Genomic DNA, 16,192 nt, shown 5'->3' with positions numbered 1-16,192 from the left:
CGGGATCGCCGGAGCTGCCAATCTCCTCCCTTGAGGGGGAGATGGCCGGCAGGCCAGAGAGGGGTGTTTCCGGCCAAGTCCACCCTAAGCTTCCACCCCCAGCACACAGCACTGATCCGGCACCGGCACCAGCGTCGCAGCCGAGCCTGGCTCCAGCGGTTCCGACAGAGCACCATTCGCGACGATCGGGCCTGCGGCTGTCTCGCACTGGTACTCGGTAAGCCCGACCGAGATAGGTGCGCAGACCCGTCGTCGCCGGCATCCCCTCGCCCGCTCCGGCCATCACCTTCAGCCCGTCCGCGCGGCTCGCGAAGACGAAGCTGTCGGGAATCTCGCCGAAGCGCTCGCGCGACAGCGTCAGTTTCGCGCCGCCCGCCGCCTCGGCCGTCACGCCCGCGCCGTCGCGGGCGATGACCTTCATCGAGATCAGGTTCTCGAAACCGACGAAGCGGGCGACGAAGGCGTTGGCCGGGCGCTGGTAGAGCGTCTCGGGCGTGTCGAACTGCATGATGCGGCCGGCATTCATGATCGCCACGCGGTCGGAGATCGAGAACGCCTCCTCCTGATCGTGGGTGACGTAGACGGCGGTGGTGCGGTTGGCGCGCTGCAGCTGGCGGATCTCGACGCGCATGTCGATCCGGAGCTTGGCGTCGAGGTTGGACAGCGGCTCGTCGAACATCAGGAGCGGCGGCTCGATGACCAGCGCCCGCGCCAGCGCCACACGCTGCCGCTGGCCGCCGGACAGCGCACCGGGCAGCCGGTCGGCGAGCGGCGCCAGGCCGACGCGCTCCAGCATGCCGCGCGCCCGCTTCTCTCGCTCCGCACCCGCCACCCCGCGCTGCTTCAGTCCGAAGGCGACGTTCTCGAGCACTGTAAGATGCGGGAACAGCGCATAGTTCTGGAAGACGAGGCCGATATCGCGCTTGTAGGCCGGCAGGCGGGTGAGATCGCGCCCGCCGAGCGTGATCGTGCCGGAGGTCGGCTCGAGGAAGCCGGCGATGAGGCGCAGCGTCGTCGTCTTGCCGCAGCCGGACGCGCCGAGCAGCGAGACCAGCTCGCCCTCGCCCACGTCGAGCGACAGGTTTTCCAGCACCTTGGTCGTGCCGTAGTGGGCGGTGACGTTTCGGACGGAGAGCGGCTGGGTCATGAGGTCACTTCGTCAGGAAGGTCAGGCCGAGCGTCCGCTCCACGATCGCCATGACGAGCACGGTGAGAAGCATCAGCAGCACAGAGACGGAGGCGATCACGGGATCGAAGAACTGCTCGACATGGGCGAGGATCTGGATCGGCAGGGTGGATATGCCGGGGCCGGTCAGGAACAGCGAGGTCGACACGTCGTTGATCGAGGTAATGAAGGCGAGGATGAAGGCCGCGATCACGCCCGAGCGGACGTTGGGCAGCACGATGGTGAAGAAGGTCTTGGCCGGCGGGCTGCCGAGCGAGATCGCCGCTTCCTCGATCGAGAAGTCGAACGAGGCAAGGCTCGCCGAGATCACCCGCACAGCATAGGGCAGCACCAGTAGCGTGTGGCCGATGAGGAGCGTCGGGAAGATCGGCAGCGATGCGCCGACCGCCACCGATTTCAGCAGCGAGAAGCCCAGCACGATCTCCGGTACGAGGATCGGCAGCACGAAGACGGTCGACAGCCAGGCCGGCAGCTGTATGCGGTAGCGATTGAGCGCGTAGGCAGCGGGGATGCCGAGGATCAGCGCGAGCGCAGTCGCGAGGACGGCGAGTTGCATGCTGGTGACAATGGTGCGCCGGAAAGCGCCGATCTCGAAGATGCGCTCGAACCAGCGCAGCGTCAGTCCCTGCGGCGGGAAGGTGAGATAGGATGTGTCCGACACGGCCGCGCCGAGGACGATGATCAGCGGGCCGACCAGGAAGATGTAGACGGCGATCGTCAAAAGGATCAGCGGAAGGGGAATCTTGGTCGCCATCATGTCGCCATCGGGTTGAGGCGCTTCGCGACGCGGGTCATCAGGAGCACGATCGCGATGGTGATCACGACCATGATCGTCGCGATCGTCGAGGCGCTGATCCAGTCGAAGTTCACCATTGCCTGCTGGTACATCAGCGTGCCCATCACCATCTGCTTCTCCCCGCCGAGAAGCTGCGGCGTCGCGTAGGAGGTGAACGATCCGGTGAAGACCAGCACCGCGCCGACGATCAGGCCGGGCACGGCGAGCGGGAAGACGACCTGCCGGAACGTGGCGCCCGGGCTCGCACCCAGCGACGACGACGCCTGGATCAGGTCGTCCGGGATGTTCTCCAGCACGCCGACGAGCGTCAGGATCATCAGCGGCGTGAACAGATAGACCATCGCCACGATGACCGAACCTTGCGTGTAGAGCATGGCGAAAGGCTCGGACGTAATGCCGAGCCCCATCAGCGTCGTGTTGAGGATGCCGTTCTTGCCGAGGATGATCAGCCAGGCGAAGGAACGGACCACAACGCCGGTGAGCAGCGGGAACACGGCGGCGATGATCAGCACGCTCTTCAAGTTGCGCGGCACGCGCGAGACGACATAGGCCGTCAGGAAGCCGAGCAGCAGCGAGATGGCCGTCGTTGCGAGCGAGATTTCCAGCGTCCGCCAGAGCACGCGACGTCGGAAGCCGCTGGAGAAGAAGTTGATGTAAGGCGCAAAGGGGCCGGCCCCCTCTCCGAAGGTCGAGCCGATGGTGCCGGCGACGGGCAGGATGAGGAACAGCGCGACGAGCAGCGTCGCCGGCAGCGCGAGCCACCAGCCGATGTAGCGTTTCAGCATGGCATTGCCGCCGGCGGGAGGAGTGGGAGGCCAATCACGGGACTATAACGTCGGACGCAAACCGGCCGCCCGGCCGTGGGCCGGCTGCCTGCGGTAGCTCCCCGGCGTTCGCGACCTTTCATCGTGCCACCGGCACGATGAATTCGCTTCGCGAACCGGTCGCTCACCCACCGAAAATCTCGTTCCAGCGCTCGATCCAGCCGCCCTTGGCGGCATTGAGCTTGGAATAGTCGATCCGCTTCAGGTTCTTGATCATGTCGGCGCCGTAGGTCCACTGCACCGCCTGTTCCGGCGTCAGCGTCACTGCGGTCGCGACCGGCGCATCGACGCCGTTCTCGGCCAGCGTCTGTTGCAACTTCGGGTCTAGGATGAAGTTGATGAACTCGTGCGCCAGCTCCGGCTCGGCCGCGCCCTTCGGAATGTTGACCGTGTTCAGCGTCGCGATCGCGTCCGGCAGGTCGGCCCACTTGATGGTCGGGACCGCCTTCTTGAGCTGGCCGAGCACGAAGTCCTGCGCCAGCGAGGCGGTGACCTCGCCGGTCGAGAACAGGTTCACCAGCTCGGAGCCCGTGTTGTAGTTCTTGACCACGTTCGGCTTGATCTTCTCGATCTCGGCGAAGGCCGGATCGGCATTGGTGAAGGCATCGGTGCCGGCCTTGTCGCCGGCGAGGAGCACGACCATCGGGCCGGCGGTCGTGGTGATGCCCGGCAGCGACAGCGAGGCCTTGAGGTCCTCGCGCCACAGGTCCGCCCAGGAGGTGATCGGCTTCACCTTCGCCTCGTCGTACATGATGCCGACGCGGCCGATCGTGTAGGCCGGGCCGTAGCCGCCCTGCGGATCCTTGGCAAGGTCGTAGAGGCCGGCCAGGTTGGGGATCTTCGCAGGGTCGACCTTCTGGAACAGGCCTTCCTCGATGCCGATCTGCGAATAGGAATCGGTGAAATAGGCGACGTCGACGCCCGCACCGCCGCGCTGCTTGATCTTGTTGAGGCGGTCGGCATTGTTGCCGGTCTCGAACACCAGCTCGCAGCCGCACTTCTCCTGGAACGGCTTGACGATGAACTGGTCGAGCTTCTCGCCGTTGAAGCCCCACCACGAGATCGTCAACGTCTTGGCCTCGGCGGATGCCACCGAGAGCGCGAGTGTCGATGCCGCTGCCAGAATCGCAGTGCGGAAGATGTTCATGAGGTGCCCCTGTCAATATGCCCCCGCCGTCTCTTGCCGGCGTGGCGGTTTGTCCATTCAAGCTTATTTTTGAAGCCATACGCCCGCAAGCCCAAAGAAACGGCAAGCGGTGGACGAAACGGCAGCAGTTGCCCGCCGCGGCGGAAAGGTCTTATCAAGGCGCGACCTTGTTTTCCCGGAAAGCCGGCTCATGGCGACGATCAATCCCAAGCTCGACGACGCGGCCCGCGCCGGCTGGCTCTACTACGTCGCCGGCAATACGCAGGACCAGATCGCCGCCAAGCTCGGCGTCTCGCGCCAGTCGGCGCAGCGGCTCGTGTCGCTTGCCGTGGCGGAAGGGTTGGTCAAGGTGCGCATCGACCATCCGATCGCGCAGTGCCTCTCACTGGCCAAGGACCTGACCGAGCGATTCGGCCTGTCCTATTGCGAGGTGGTGCCGAGCGATCCCGGCTCCGCGTCCAACACGCTCGGCGTCGCCCAGGCGGTCGCGGCCGAAATCGAGCGCTGGCTCGGCAGGAACGAGCCGATCGTGCTCGCCATGGGCACGGGGCGCACGCTGAAGGCTGCGGTCGAACAGCTTCCTTCGATCGACGGGCCGCAGCACAAGGTGGTGTCGCTGACGGGCAATATCGGCCCGGACGGGTCCGCAGCCTACTACAACGTTGTCTTTACGATGGCCGACACGGTGAAGTCGCGGTCTTTCCCCATGCCGCTGCCGGTCATCGCCTCGTCGAAGGCCGAGCGCGACATGCTGCATGCACAGGCGATGATCCGCCCTACCCTCGAACTCGCCGCCCGCGCGGACGTCACCTTCGTCGGCATCGGCGAACTCGGCCCCACGGCCCCGCTCGTTCTCGACGGTTTCGTGTCGGAAGCCGAGCTGCTGGCCCTGCGCAAGGCCGGCGCGGTCGGCGAGATCGTCGGCTGGGCGTTCGACCAGGACGGCGCCTTCATCGACGGCATGACCAACGACCGAGTCGCGTCCGCCCCGATCCCGGACCGCTCCCGCTCGCTCGTCATCGCGGCGGCGATGGGCAAGGCCAAACTCCCTGCCATTTCCGCCGCCATTCGCGGCCGGCTCGTCAATGGGCTGATCACCGACGAGGCAACGGCTGAGGCTCTCCTGCAGCTGCCATAGCCAAGCTTATATCGCATGCGGCAGGATGGCGAGGGCGCGGCGCGTGCCCTCGTCGGCCGCGCGCTGCCTGATGCCGTGTTCGACCAAGTCGACGATGTCGACATCTTCCCGGAGACCGACGTCCTGCCGCAAATAGGCCGGCAGTGCCGCGAGATGCTGCACAGCCATGGCATTCCTGCGCTTTCTGGCGTGTTCTCGGATCAGAACCCGTGTTGCGCGGCGCATGTTGGCAAGGATCGAACGAATGATTGCGATCGACATGGAAACCTCCTTCCGGCAGAATCCGATGTCGTCGATATGGGCCATCAGCGCCTTGCCGACCAATCGAACGTGGCGCGCTATAGATCAACAGGCCTTATGCATGTCGAGCCGTCTTCCCCCTCTGTCAGCACTTCGCGCCTTCGAGGCGGCGGCCCGGCATCTGAGCTTTACCCGCGCAGCCGAAGAACTCGCCATGACCCAGGCGGCCGTGAGCTACCAGATCAAGGTCCTGGAAGAGCGGGTCGGCTCCGCGCTGTTCGTACGCAGGCCGAGGCAGGTGCTGCTGACCGAGACGGGGCAGGCCTTGGCGATCGCGTCGACGGACGCCTTCAGGAAGATCGCGGAGGCCTACGAGACCGCGCGGACCGGCCAGGGCACGCTCTCGATCAGCACGATCCCCACCTTCGCCGCGAACTGGCTGGCGCTGCATCTCGGCGCCTTCCAGATGGACAATCCGAGGATCGCGGTACGGATCGAGACATCGGACCTTCTTGCCGACCTGGCGCGCGACAACATCGACGTCGCCATACGCTCGAGTTCGATCGGACAGTGGGCCGGACTGGATTCGCATTTCCTGTTTCGTGAAACCTTCACCCCGATGCTCAGCCCCGCGCTTGCCGCCAGCATCGGCGGCGTGCACGAACCCGCCGACCTGCTCAGGCTTCCCATCGTCGATGCGGGCGACCCTTGGTGGGCGACCTGGTTTGGCCTCGCCGGGGTAGACGCGGCCTCCGCGCTTGCGACGCGTCCGCGAAGCCAGTTCGGCTCGCAGAGCTATGAAGGCCGTGCCGTCGTCGCGGGTCTCGGGGTCGGCATTCTCACTCCGGCGATGTTCACCCAGGAACTTGCGGCCGGAAGCCTGATCCAGCCTTTCGACATCCTCGGCCATGACAACCATTCCTACTGGCTGGTCCATCAGTCGGCCCGTCGCAACGTGCCGAAGATTCGCGCCTTTCGCGAATGGCTGCTTGGCGAGCTCGCCCGCTCCACTCCCTGACGCGCGCCCGCGTGCTGCGCCGCAGCAACGAATCCGTCTTGACCTAAATCAGAGAGTGTGAGTAATTGCCCAAAGCCAAGGCATTTGCTCAATAAGGCTGTTTGGGAGGAAATCGATGACATTCAGGACGCTCATCCTGGGCGCGTGTTCCACGCTTGCCCTTGCCTGGTCGGCCCAGGCGGAGACGCTCACCATCGCCACGGTCAACAATGGCGACATGATCCGCATGCAGAAGCTGACGGACGACTTCACCTCGAAGAATCCGGACATCCAGCTCAACTGGGTGACGCTCGAGGAGAACGTGCTGCGCGAGCGCGTCACGACCGACATCGCCACCAAGGGCGGCCAGTACGACGTGATGACCATCGGCACCTACGAGGTTCCGATCTGGGCGAAGCAGAACTGGCTCCTGCCGCTCGACAATCTCGGCGCCGACTACGACGTCGACGACCTTCTGCCCGCCATCCGCGGCGGTATCTCGGCCGACGGCAAGCTCTACGCCGCGCCGTTCTACGGCGAAAGCTCGATGGTGATGTATCGCACCGACCTGATGGAGAAAGCCGGACTCAAGATGCCCGACGCGCCCACCTGGGAGTTCATCGGCGAGGCCGCCCGCAAGATGACCGATCGCGCCGCCGGCATCAACGGCATCTGCCTGCGCGGCAAGGCCGGCTGGGGCGAGAACATGGCCTTCCTGACCGCCATGTCTAATTCCTTCGGCGCACGCTGGTTCGACGAGGAGTGGAAGCCGCAGTTCGACCAGCCCGAATGGAAGAACACGCTCGACACCTATGTGAAGCTGATGACCGATGCCGGCCCGCAGGGCGCGTCCTCCAACGGGTTCAACGAGAACCTGGCGCTGTTCCAGCAGGGAAAGTGCGGCATGTGGATCGACGCCACGGTCGCCGCCTCCTTCGTGTCCAACCCGAAGGACTCCACCGTCGCCGACAAGGTCGGCTATGCGCTCGCCCCCGACAACGGCCTCGGCAAGCGCGGCAACTGGCTGTGGGCGTGGAACCTCGCAGTACCCCGCCGGCACGCAGAAGGCGGAGGCCGCGCAGAAGTTCATCGCCTGGGCGACCGGCAAGTCCTATCTCGACCTCGTCGCCTCCAAGGAAGGTTGGGCCAACGTGCCTCCGGGCACCCGCACCTCGCTCTATGCGAACCCGGAATACCAGAAGGCCGCCCCCTTCGCGAAGATGACGCTTGACTCGATCAATGCGGCCGACCCGACTAAGCCGACGGTGAAGCCGGTTCCCTATGTCGGCGTGCAGTTCGTCGCGATCCCCGAGTTCCAAGGTCTCGGCACCACCGTCGGCCAGCTCTTCTCGGCGGCACTTGCCGGCCAGATGTCGGTCGACGATGCGCTGAAGCAGGCGCAGGACGCCGCCACCGCCGCGATGAAGGAAGGCGGCTACATCCAATAGGCAACCTCCCGGTGCCTCGGCCGTCCGGACCCCGTCCGGGCGGCCACCTTTTCCGAGCCAGCAGACCATCTGAGGACGTAGCGTTCCGGCCCTCACCCGGCCTCCGCTTCGCTCGGCCACCCTCTCCCCCGTGGGGAGAGGAGGTTGGTCAGCCTGTCCGCCATCTGGAATGGGGATTGGCTGCGAACGTCGGATCAACTCCTCTCCCCTCGGGGGGAGAGGGTGGCCGAGCGAAGCGGAGGCCGGGTGAGGGGGATTCGGGACAGACTTCGAGAATCCGGACGACTGGAGGAACATCATGGCCACGCGACAGACCCGCACGCTTGCCCGACTGATGATGGCGCCGTCGGTGGTGCTTTTGTTCATCTGGATGATCGTGCCGCTGGCGATCACGCTGTGGCTGTCGTTCCAGCAGTACAACCCGCTCAATCCGATGCGCGACGGCTTCGTCGGCTTCGCCAACTACGCCCTGTTCTACTCCAACCCGGCCTTCTTCTTCGCGATCCTCAACACGCTGATCATCGTCGCCGCGGTGCTGCTGATCACTGTCGTCGGCGGCATCCTGCTCGCGCTCTTGCTCGACCAGCCGATCTTCGGCCAGGGCTTCGTCCGCATCCTCGTGATTTCGCCATTCTTCGTCATGCCGCCGGTGGCGGCGCTGGTGTGGAAGAACATGATCCTGCACCCGGGCTATGGCGTCTCGGCCGACCTCGCCCGCTTCCTCGGCCTGCAGCCGGTCGACTGGTTTGCACAGTATCCGCTGTTCTCGATCATCATGATCGTCGCCTGGCAGTGGCTGCCCTTCGCGACGCTGATCCTTTTGACCTCGCTGCAGTCGCTCGACGGCGAGCAGAAGGAGGCGGCGGAGATGGATGGGGCCGGCGCGCTGTCGCGGTTCTGGTACCTGACGTTGCCACACATGTCGCGGGCGATCACGGTGGTAATCCTGATCCAGACGATCTTCCTGCTCGCGGTCTATGCCGAGATCCTGGTCACGACGAACGGCGGGCCGGGCTATGCGTCCACCAACCTGCCCTTCCTCGTCTACCAGAAGGCGTCGCTGGAATTCAAAATCGGCCAGGCGTCCGCCGGCGGCATCATCGCCGTGATCCTCGCCAACATCGTCGCCTTCTTCGCCATGCGCGCGGTCGGCAAGAACCTGGACAAGTGAGAGAGAACGACGATGGCACGCAGGGTTACCACGCAGCACAAGGTCGTAGCGACGGTCGCCGCCTGGATTGTGGCGCTGATCATCTTCTTCCCGATCCTCTACACCGTCATCACCTCGTTCAAGTCCGAGACCGAGGCTATTGCCGGCTTCCAGCTCATCCCATCCTTCACGACCGAGAGCTATGCGGAGGTTCAGGGCCAGCATACAACTACTTCAAGCCGTTCATGAATTCGGTGATCCTGTCGGTCGGCTCGACGCTTCTGGCGCTGCTGATCGCGATCCCGGCCGCCTGGGCGATGGCGTTCTCGCCAACCAAGCGCACCAAGGACGTGCTGATGTGGATGCTGTCGACCAAGATGATGCCGGCGGTGGCCGTGCTGTTCCCAATGTACATCATCTTCCGCGACCTCGGCCTGCTCGATTCCCGCATCGGGCTTGCCGTGATGCTGACCATGATCAACCTGCCGATCGTGGTGTGGATGCTCTACACCTATTTCCGCGAGATTCCGGGCGAGATCCTGGAAGCGGCGCGGATGGACGGCGCCTCACTGTGGAACGAGATCGTCCACGTGCTGACGCCGATGGCAGTGCCCGGCATCGCCTCGACGATGCTGCTCAACATCATCCTCGCCTGGAACGAGGCGTTCTGGACGATCCGGCTGACGACGACGGAGGCCGCGCCGCTCACTGCCTTCATCAGCTCGTTCTCCAGCCCGCAGGGACTGTTCTGGGCGAAGCTGTCGGCCGCCTCAACGCTCGCCATCGCGCCGATCCTGATCATGGGCTGGTTCAGCCAGAAGCAGCTCGTGCGCGGCCTGACATTCGGCGCCGTGAAGTAGCGCCCACGCAACATTCCGGGAGGGACTGAAATGGGCAACATCACGCTCAGGAACGTGTCGAAATCCTTCGGCGCGACGAACATCATCCCCGACATCGACCTCGTCATCGAGGACGGCGAGTTCGTGGTCTTCGTCGGGCCGTCGGGATGCGGCAAGTCCACGCTGCTCCGCCTCATCGCGGGGCTTGAGGACACGAGCGGCGGCACGATCGAGATCGACGGGCGCGACGTCACCAACGAGGCGCCGGCCAAGCGCAAGCTCGCCATGGTGTTCCAGTCTTACGCGCTCTACCCGCATATGACGGTGGCGAAGAACATCGCCTTCCCGTTAAAAATGGCGGGCGAGGACCAGGCCACGATCGACCGCAAGGTGAAGGCCGCGGCCGCGACGCTTAACCTCACCAATTATCTCGAACGCCGGCCCGGCCAGCTCTCGGGCGGCCAGCGCCAGCGCGTCGCCATCGGCCGCGCCATCGTGCGCCAGCCATCTGCCTTCCTGTTCGACGAGCCCTTGTCCAACCTCGACGCTGCACTTCGCGGCACGATGCGGCTGGAGATCTCGGAACTGCACCAGCAGCTCAAGACGACGATGATCTACGTCACGCACGACCAGGTCGAGGCGATGACGATGGCCGACAAGATCGTCGTGCTCAACGCCGGCAATATCGAACAAGTCGGCTCGCCGCTGGAACTCTACAAATCGCCGAAGAACCTCTTCGTCGCCGGCTTCATCGGCTCGCCGAAGATGAACTTCGTCACCGGGGTCGCGGCGTCGAAGCACAATGCGGCCACGATCGGCATCCGGCCCGAGCACCTCAAGGTCTCGACTGCGTCCGGCGATTGGAAGGGCACGGTCGGGGTCGCCGAGCATCTCGGCTCCGACACGTTCCTGCATGTGAACTCGGAGGTCGGCACGCTGACGGTGCGCGCCGATGGCGAGATCCATGTCGACCACGGCGACGAAGTCTGGCTGACGCCTGATGCCACCAAGCTGCACCGCTTCGACCAGGACGGAAAGGCGATCCGCTGATGCGTCTGGAAGGCAAGTCCGCGCTGATCACGGGAGCGGCGCGCGGCATCGGCCGCGCCTTCGCCGAGGCCTATGTGCGTGAGGGCGCGACGGTGGCGATCGGCGACATCAATGTCGATGCGGCGACGGCAACCGCCGCCGAGATCGGACCGAAGGCCTATGCAGTGTCGCTCGACGTGACGCGGCAGGACTCGATCGACGCGGCGGTCAAGGCGGTCGAGGCGCGCGCGGGCGGCGTAGATATCCTCATAAACAACGCGGCGCTGTTCGACCTCGCGCCGATCGTCGACATCACGCGCGAAAGCTACGACCGGCTGTTCTCGGTCAATGTCGCGGGCGCGCTGTTCATGCTGCAGGCCGTAGCGAAATCGATGATCGCGCGGGGGCGCGGCGGCAGGATCATCAACATGGCGAGCCAGGCCGGACGGCGCGGCGAGGCGCTCGTCGGCGTCTATTGCGCTACCAAGGCGGCGATGATCTCGCTGACGCAGTCGGCGGCGCTGGACCTCATTCGGCACGGCATCAACGTCAACGCCATCGCGCCGGGTGTGGTCGACGGCGAGCACTGGGACCACGTCGATTCGCTGTTCGCGAAATATGAGGGCCGCAAGCCGGGCGAGAAGAAGAAGCTGGTCGGCGAGGCCGTGCCCTATGGGCGCATGGGCACCGCCGCCGATCTCACCGGCATGGCCGTTTTCCTGGCTTCAGCGGAAGCCGACTACATTGTCGCCCAGACCTACAACGTCGACGGCGGCAACTGGATGAGCTGAGGATCACGACAATGCCGACCAGGCTCACAGCCCAGAACCTCGACAGGTTGCCCAAGGACGTCGCCGTGCCACGCTATGACCGCGCGCGTCTCTCCGGCGGCATACTGCATTTCGGCGTCGGCAACTTCCACCGTGCACACCAGGCGGTCTATCTGGACGACCTGTTCAATCTCGGCTCCGGTCACGACTGGGCGATCGTCGGCGCGGGCGTGCTCGACGCGGACGCTGCCGCGCGGGAAAAATTCGAGCGGCAGGACTGGCTGACCACCGTCGTCGAGCAGGACGCGACACGGATGTCGGCGCGGGTGACGGGCGCGATGGTCGACTACCTGAAACCCGGCGATGCCACAGCGATCATTGAAAAGCTCGCGGATCCGGCGATCCGCATCGTCTCGCTGACCATCACCGAGGGCGGCTATTTCATCGACCCGGCGACCGGGGCATTCAACGCCGCCCATCCCGCGATCGTCGCCGATGGTGCGCGCCCGGGCTCGCCGAAGACCGTGTTCGGCCTGATCGTGGCCGGGCTGAAGCGCCGTAGGGCAAGGGGCGTCCAGCCCTTCACCGTCATGTCCTGCGACAACATTCCCCACAACGGGGTGGTGACGCGCAACGCGGTGGTGGGGCTGGCGAAGCTCTCCGACCCTACGCTCGCCGGCTGGATCCGCAACGAGATCGCCTTCCCTAACGGGATGGTGGACCGGATCACGCCCGCGACCGGCGAGCGGGAGCGCCACATCGCCGCCGATCAGTTCGGCATAGAGGACGAATGGCCGGTGTTCTGCGAGACCTTCCGGCAATGGGTGCTGGAGGACAATTTCCCCGCCGGCCGCCCGGCGCTGGAGAAGGTCGGCGTCCAGTTCGTGCTGGACGTGACGCCCTACGAGCACATGAAGATCCGCATCCTCAACGGCGGCCACGCGGTGATCGCCTACCCTGCCGGGCTGATGGACATCGAGTTCGTGCATGAGGCAATGGCGCATCCGCTGGTGCTGGGCTTCCTGCGCAAGGTGGAGCACGAGGAGATCATTCCCGTGCTGCCGCCGGTTCCAAACACCAGTCTTACCGACTACTACGCCTTGATCGAGGAGCGCTTCGCCAATCCGAAGATCGGCGACACGGTGCGGCGGCTCTGCCTCGACGGGTCGAACCGCCAGCCGAAATTCATCGTGCCGAGCATCGCGGACCGGCTGGCGCGCGGCGAAGGCGTGTCGGGCCTCGCGCTCGAATCGGCACTCTGGTGCCGCTACTGCTACGGCGTCAGCGATTCCGGCCGCGAGATTGCGCCGAACGATCCCGGCTGGGACCGGTTGCAGGTGGTCTCGCACGCCGCGAGGTCGGAGCCGTCGGCCTGGCTGTCGATGGACGATGTCTACGGCGCCGTCGGCGAAGCGCCCGCCTTTCGAGCAAGCTTCGCCGAATGGCTGCGCCATCTGTGGACCGACGGCACGGAGGCGACCTTGCGCCGCTATCTCGGATCGTAGAGAAGGCGGTGCCGCAATGAAACGGGCCGGGTCAAGGAGGCGGCAGCCCCGGTCGCGACGGATGGTTGCATGAGTGTTCGCCCCGGTCTTGTCATCTTCGATTGTGACGGCGTGCTGGTCGACAGCGAGCCGCTCTCGATCGACGTGCTGACGAACTATTTCGTCGAGCTCGGCGCACCGCTGGCCGCGGACCTTGCCTATACGCGCTTCCTCGGCCGCTCGATGGCGACGATCGTGTCGATCATGCATGAGGATTTCGGGCTGCAAGTCACCGACGCGCATCTGGATGTGCTGCGCGGACGGCTGAACGACCGCTTCCGCCGCGACCTGAAGCCGATTCCGTTCATCGCCGACGCGCTGGCGCGCATTTCCGGGCCGCGCTGCGTGGCCTCCTCCTCCAAGCCGGAACGGATACGACTCTCATTGTCGCTGACGGGCCTACTGGAAAGCCTTGAGCCGCACATATACAGTTCCACCATGGTGAAGCACGGCAAGCCGGCGCCCGACCTCTTCCTGCATGCGGCGCGCGAGATGGGCGCGCAGCCGCGGGACTGCGTCGTAGTCGAGGACAGTCCGGCCGGCATCCAGGCGGCCAAGAGCGCCGGGATGCGGGTGCTCGCCTTTACGGGAGGAACACATGCCGCGCCGAGCGGGCTCCGCGCAGCAGTCGAGGCGCTCGCACCGGACGCGATCTTCGACGACATGCGCCTTCTTCCCGACCTGATCCTTCCGGGCACGCCGGCGACCTGACCGTGGCGCGCGGCCTGATCTGCGCCGTCGATGTCGGAACCGGCAGCGCCCGCGCCGGCATCTTCGACGCGGCCGGCCGGCAGCTTGGCCGGGGCGAGCAGCCGATCGCGATGAACCGTCCGTCGGCAAACCAGGCGGAGCATGATTCCGAGGACATCTGGCGTGCCGTGTGCCGCGCGGTGCAGTCTGCGAGGACGAAAGCGGCGGCCGGGCCGGACGACATCTGCGCGCTCGCCTTCGACGCGACATGCTCGCTGGTGGTGCGCGGGGCGGACGGGCGCCAGCTCTCCGTGTCGGCCGGCGGCGAGAGCGGGTGGGACACGATCGTCTGGCTCGACCACCGTGCGCTCGCCGAGGCCGACGAATGCACCGCCACCGGCCATCCGGTGCTCAACCATATCGGCGGGGTGATGTCGCCGGAAATGCAGACGCCGAAGCTGATGTGGCTGAAGCGGAACGCGTCGGCGACCTGGGCGGCGGCCGGTCATTTCTTCGACCTCGCCGACTTCCTCACCTGGAAGGCGACGGGAACGACGGCGCGCTCGCAATGCACGCTGACGACGAAATGGACCTACCTGGCACATGACGGTGGTTGGCGGCGCGATTTCTTCGACAGGGTCGGCCTGGGCGACATGCTCGCCCGCGGTGGCCTGCCGGACGAGGCCAGCGCAGTCGGCACAGCCATCGGCAAGGTGACGCCGGCGGCAGCCGATGAACTCGGCCTGTCGCCATCCTGCCTCGTCGGTCCCGGAATGATCGACGCGTTCGCCGGCTCGCTCGGCGTGATCGGCGCGCATGCCTCCGAGGCTGCCGACCGGCACCTGGCGCTGATCGCCGGCACGTCGAGTTGCGTGATGGCGTTTGCCGGCGATGCGCGCATGGTGCCGGGCATCTGGGGGCCCTATTTCGGCACCGCCCTGCCCGGGCTCTGGCAATCGGAGGGCGGCCAGTCCGCGACAGGCGCGCTGCTCGACCACATCATCCGGCTGCACGGCAAGGGCGGCGAGCCCGATGCGCAGGTGCACGCGCGGATCATCGGCAGGATTGCCGAACTGCGCACGAGCGAGCCGCATCTGGCGGCAGACCTGCACGTCCTGCCGGACTTCCACGGCAATCGATCGCCCTTCGCGGATCCGCATGCCACCGGCGCGATCAGCGGCCTGACGCTCGACGCTTCCTTCGACGGGCTGTGCCGGCTCTACTGGCGCACGGCGGTGGCGATCGCGCTCGGCGTGCGACAAATCCTCGAGCACATGAACGCGTACGGCTACAGCATCGAATCCCTGCACGTCACCGGCGGGCACACGCGCAATCCGCTTCTGATGGAGCTCTATGCGGACGCGACCGGCGTGGACGTGGTGGAGACGGAGGCGGAAGACGCCGTGCTCCTCGGCACGGCGATGGCCGGAGCAGCGGCGGCCGGCATCCATCCCGATCTTGCCACTGCCTGCCGGGCCATGAGGCAGCCTGAACGGCGGCGGATGCCCAATCCGACCGTCCGCTCCGCCTTTGACCGTGACGATGCGATCCTGAAGGCGATGTACCGCCATTGGCAGGAATTGTCGCGGATAGCCGAAGAACATCGGGGCTAGACATCGAAATCGCCGGAAAACTCCGGCTCTCGCGGCGATGCGGCGCTTGAAATGCTTTGCCGAGTCCCTAAAGTCCTGACTCATACCGTTGGCAACAGACCGTCGGATATTCGGGAGGAACGGGTGGCAACAGGCGTCAGGTTCATGATCGCCGACGATCATCCGCTGTTTCGCGGCGCGCTGAAACAGGCGTTGGCCGGGATCGGCGGCGATCCGGAAATCCTTGAAGCGGGCGACTTCGAGACCGCGCGCGCAATCGTGGCGGCCAACGACGATCTCGACCTCATCCTGCTCGACCTTGCCATGCCCGGCGTCAGCGGCCTGTCCGGCCTCGTCGCGCTGCGCGGCATTCAGGCCGGCGTGCCGGTCGTCATCGTGTCGGCGCATGACGACCCGGAGACGATCCGCCGCGCGCTCAGCCTCGGCGCGTCCGGCTTCATCTCCAAGTCGTCCAGCATGGAACATATCCGCACCGCGATCTCGACCGTGCTCGCCGGCGGCATCTGGTCGCCGGAGGACATCGACCTCGGCGTCGAGGCGGATCCCGAGATTTCCGACCTGATCCAGCGGCTGCAGTCGCTGACGCCGCAGCAGTCGCGCGTCTTGTCGATGCTCGCAGAGGGCCTGCTCAACAAACAGATCGCCTATGAGCTTGGCGTGTCCGAGGCGACGATCAAGGCGCACGTCTCGGCCGTGCTGCAGAAGCTCGGCGTCGACAGCCGCACGCAGGCCGTGATCCAGCTCTCCAAGATCGGCTCGGAGCCGCTGCCGACCGCCTGAC

13 protein-coding genes and 3 pseudogenes are annotated in these 16,192 nt (G+C 65.7%); 11 read left to right on the top strand and 5 right to left on the bottom strand.

All coding sequences use genetic code 11. The features are described 5' to 3' along the window. Window positions 1-84: 84 nt before the first annotated feature. The 4 genes and pseudogenes from LRS09_RS17240 to LRS09_RS17225 all read right to left on the bottom strand — a co-directional run bounded on the left by LRS09_RS17240 (window position 85) and on the right by LRS09_RS17225 (window position 3,953). Window positions 85-1,147: pseudogene (locus LRS09_RS17240) on the bottom strand (ABC transporter ATP-binding protein). A gap of 4 nt (window positions 1,148-1,151) precedes the next feature. Beyond that, a complete protein-coding gene (locus tag LRS09_RS17235; RefSeq protein WP_257810229.1) occupies window positions 1,152-1,940 on the bottom strand; it encodes an ABC transporter permease in 789 nt (262 codons plus the stop codon). Then, window positions 1,940-2,767, bottom strand: coding sequence for an ABC transporter permease (locus LRS09_RS17230; RefSeq protein ID WP_374684852.1), 828 nt, complete (start codon window positions 2,765-2,767; stop codon window positions 1,940-1,942). Before LRS09_RS17230 ends, LRS09_RS17235 begins: the two co-directional genes overlap by 1 nt. 163 nt (window positions 2,768-2,930) lie before the next feature. Beyond that, window positions 2,931-3,953: a PotD/PotF family extracellular solute-binding protein gene (locus tag LRS09_RS17225; RefSeq protein WP_257808058.1), complete on the bottom strand. Its 1,023-nt coding sequence runs from the start codon at window positions 3,951-3,953 to the stop codon at window positions 2,931-2,933. A gap of 190 nt (window positions 3,954-4,143) precedes the next feature. Between LRS09_RS17225 and LRS09_RS17220 the strand changes: the two genes are divergently transcribed. Next, window positions 4,144-5,091: a sugar-binding transcriptional regulator gene (locus tag LRS09_RS17220; RefSeq protein ID WP_257808056.1), complete on the top strand. Its 948-nt coding sequence runs from the start codon at window positions 4,144-4,146 to the stop codon at window positions 5,089-5,091. Between the two features lie 6 nt (window positions 5,092-5,097). Here LRS09_RS17220 and LRS09_RS17215 read toward each other — a convergent pair whose 3' ends face one another. Then, entirely contained in the window at window positions 5,098-5,415 is a 318-nt protein-coding gene (locus LRS09_RS17215) for a hypothetical protein (RefSeq protein ID WP_257808054.1), read from the bottom strand. Between the two features lie 37 nt (window positions 5,416-5,452). Between LRS09_RS17215 and LRS09_RS17210 the strand changes: the two genes are divergently transcribed. The 10 genes and pseudogenes from LRS09_RS17210 (at window position 5,453) to LRS09_RS17165 (ending at window position 16,191) form a co-directional block, all read left to right on the top strand. After that, window positions 5,453-6,349, top strand: a complete 897-nt coding sequence (locus LRS09_RS17210; RefSeq protein WP_257808052.1) for a LysR substrate-binding domain-containing protein — start codon at window positions 5,453-5,455, stop codon at window positions 6,347-6,349. Window positions 6,350-6,464: 115 nt separating this feature from the next. Then, window positions 6,465-7,776: pseudogene (locus tag LRS09_RS17205) on the top strand (sugar ABC transporter substrate-binding protein). A gap of 298 nt (window positions 7,777-8,074) precedes the next feature. Beyond that, the gene (locus tag LRS09_RS17200; RefSeq protein ID WP_257808051.1) at window positions 8,075-8,947 is read left to right on the top strand and encodes a carbohydrate ABC transporter permease; all 873 of its coding nucleotides are present in this window, start codon (window positions 8,075-8,077) and stop codon (window positions 8,945-8,947) included. 12 nt (window positions 8,948-8,959) lie between these two features. Beyond that, window positions 8,960-9,786, top strand: a pseudogene (locus LRS09_RS17195) (carbohydrate ABC transporter permease). A 30-nt stretch (window positions 9,787-9,816) separates the two neighbouring features. Next, the gene (locus tag LRS09_RS17190) at window positions 9,817-10,815 is read left to right on the top strand and encodes an ABC transporter ATP-binding protein (RefSeq protein ID WP_257808049.1); all 999 of its coding nucleotides are present in this window, start codon (window positions 9,817-9,819) and stop codon (window positions 10,813-10,815) included. Continuing rightward, the gene (locus LRS09_RS17185; RefSeq protein ID WP_308240359.1) at window positions 10,812-11,585 is read left to right on the top strand and encodes an L-iditol 2-dehydrogenase; all 774 of its coding nucleotides are present in this window, start codon (window positions 10,812-10,814) and stop codon (window positions 11,583-11,585) included. The genes LRS09_RS17190 and LRS09_RS17185 overlap by 4 nt, the downstream gene beginning before the upstream one ends. An 11-nt stretch (window positions 11,586-11,596) precedes the next feature. Continuing rightward, the gene (locus LRS09_RS17180) at window positions 11,597-13,069 is read left to right on the top strand and encodes a mannitol dehydrogenase family protein (protein WP_257808046.1); all 1,473 of its coding nucleotides are present in this window, start codon (window positions 11,597-11,599) and stop codon (window positions 13,067-13,069) included. Window positions 13,070-13,138: 69 nt separating this feature from the next. Then, window positions 13,139-13,819 (top strand): HAD family phosphatase, encoded by a 681-nt coding sequence (locus tag LRS09_RS17175; protein ID WP_257808045.1) that lies wholly within the window; start codon window positions 13,139-13,141, stop codon window positions 13,817-13,819. Window positions 13,820-13,821: 2 nt separating this feature from the next. Next, window positions 13,822-15,411: an FGGY-family carbohydrate kinase gene (locus LRS09_RS17170; protein WP_257808044.1), complete on the top strand. Its 1,590-nt coding sequence runs from the start codon at window positions 13,822-13,824 to the stop codon at window positions 15,409-15,411. Between the two features lie 144 nt (window positions 15,412-15,555). Further along, window positions 15,556-16,191 (top strand): response regulator, encoded by a 636-nt coding sequence (locus tag LRS09_RS17165; RefSeq protein WP_374684923.1) that lies wholly within the window; start codon window positions 15,556-15,558, stop codon window positions 16,189-16,191. Window position 16,192 lies beyond the last annotated feature (1 nt).

The organism is Mesorhizobium sp. J428 (genome assembly GCF_024699925.1).
Classification (GTDB): Bacteria; Pseudomonadota; Alphaproteobacteria; order Rhizobiales; family Rhizobiaceae; genus Mesorhizobium_A.
The sequence above is the reverse complement of the archived record's forward strand: the minus strand, read 5'-3'. Positions and strand labels throughout refer to the sequence as shown.

Coding starts and splice junctions, on each gene's coding strand:
- LRS09_RS17235 (WP_257810229.1), bottom strand. CDS start 1,940: ATGGCGACCAAGATTCCCCTTCCGCTGATCCTTTTGACGATCGCCGTC.
- LRS09_RS17230 (WP_374684852.1), bottom strand. CDS start 2,767: ATGCTGAAACGCTACATCGGCTGGTGGCTCGCGCTGCCGGCGACGCTG.
- LRS09_RS17225 (WP_257808058.1), bottom strand. CDS start 3,953: ATGAACATCTTCCGCACTGCGATTCTGGCAGCGGCATCGACACTCGCG.
- LRS09_RS17220 (WP_257808056.1), top strand. CDS start 4,144: ATGGCGACGATCAATCCCAAGCTCGACGACGCGGCCCGCGCCGGCTGG.
- LRS09_RS17210 (WP_257808052.1), top strand. CDS start 5,453: ATGTCGAGCCGTCTTCCCCCTCTGTCAGCACTTCGCGCCTTCGAGGCG.
- LRS09_RS17200 (WP_257808051.1), top strand. CDS start 8,075: ATGGCCACGCGACAGACCCGCACGCTTGCCCGACTGATGATGGCGCCG.
- LRS09_RS17190 (WP_257808049.1), top strand. CDS start 9,817: ATGGGCAACATCACGCTCAGGAACGTGTCGAAATCCTTCGGCGCGACG.
- LRS09_RS17180 (WP_257808046.1), top strand. CDS start 11,597: ATGCCGACCAGGCTCACAGCCCAGAACCTCGACAGGTTGCCCAAGGAC.
- LRS09_RS17175 (WP_257808045.1), top strand. CDS start 13,139: ATGAGTGTTCGCCCCGGTCTTGTCATCTTCGATTGTGACGGCGTGCTG.
- LRS09_RS17165 (WP_374684923.1), top strand. CDS start 15,556: ATGATCGCCGACGATCATCCGCTGTTTCGCGGCGCGCTGAAACAGGCG.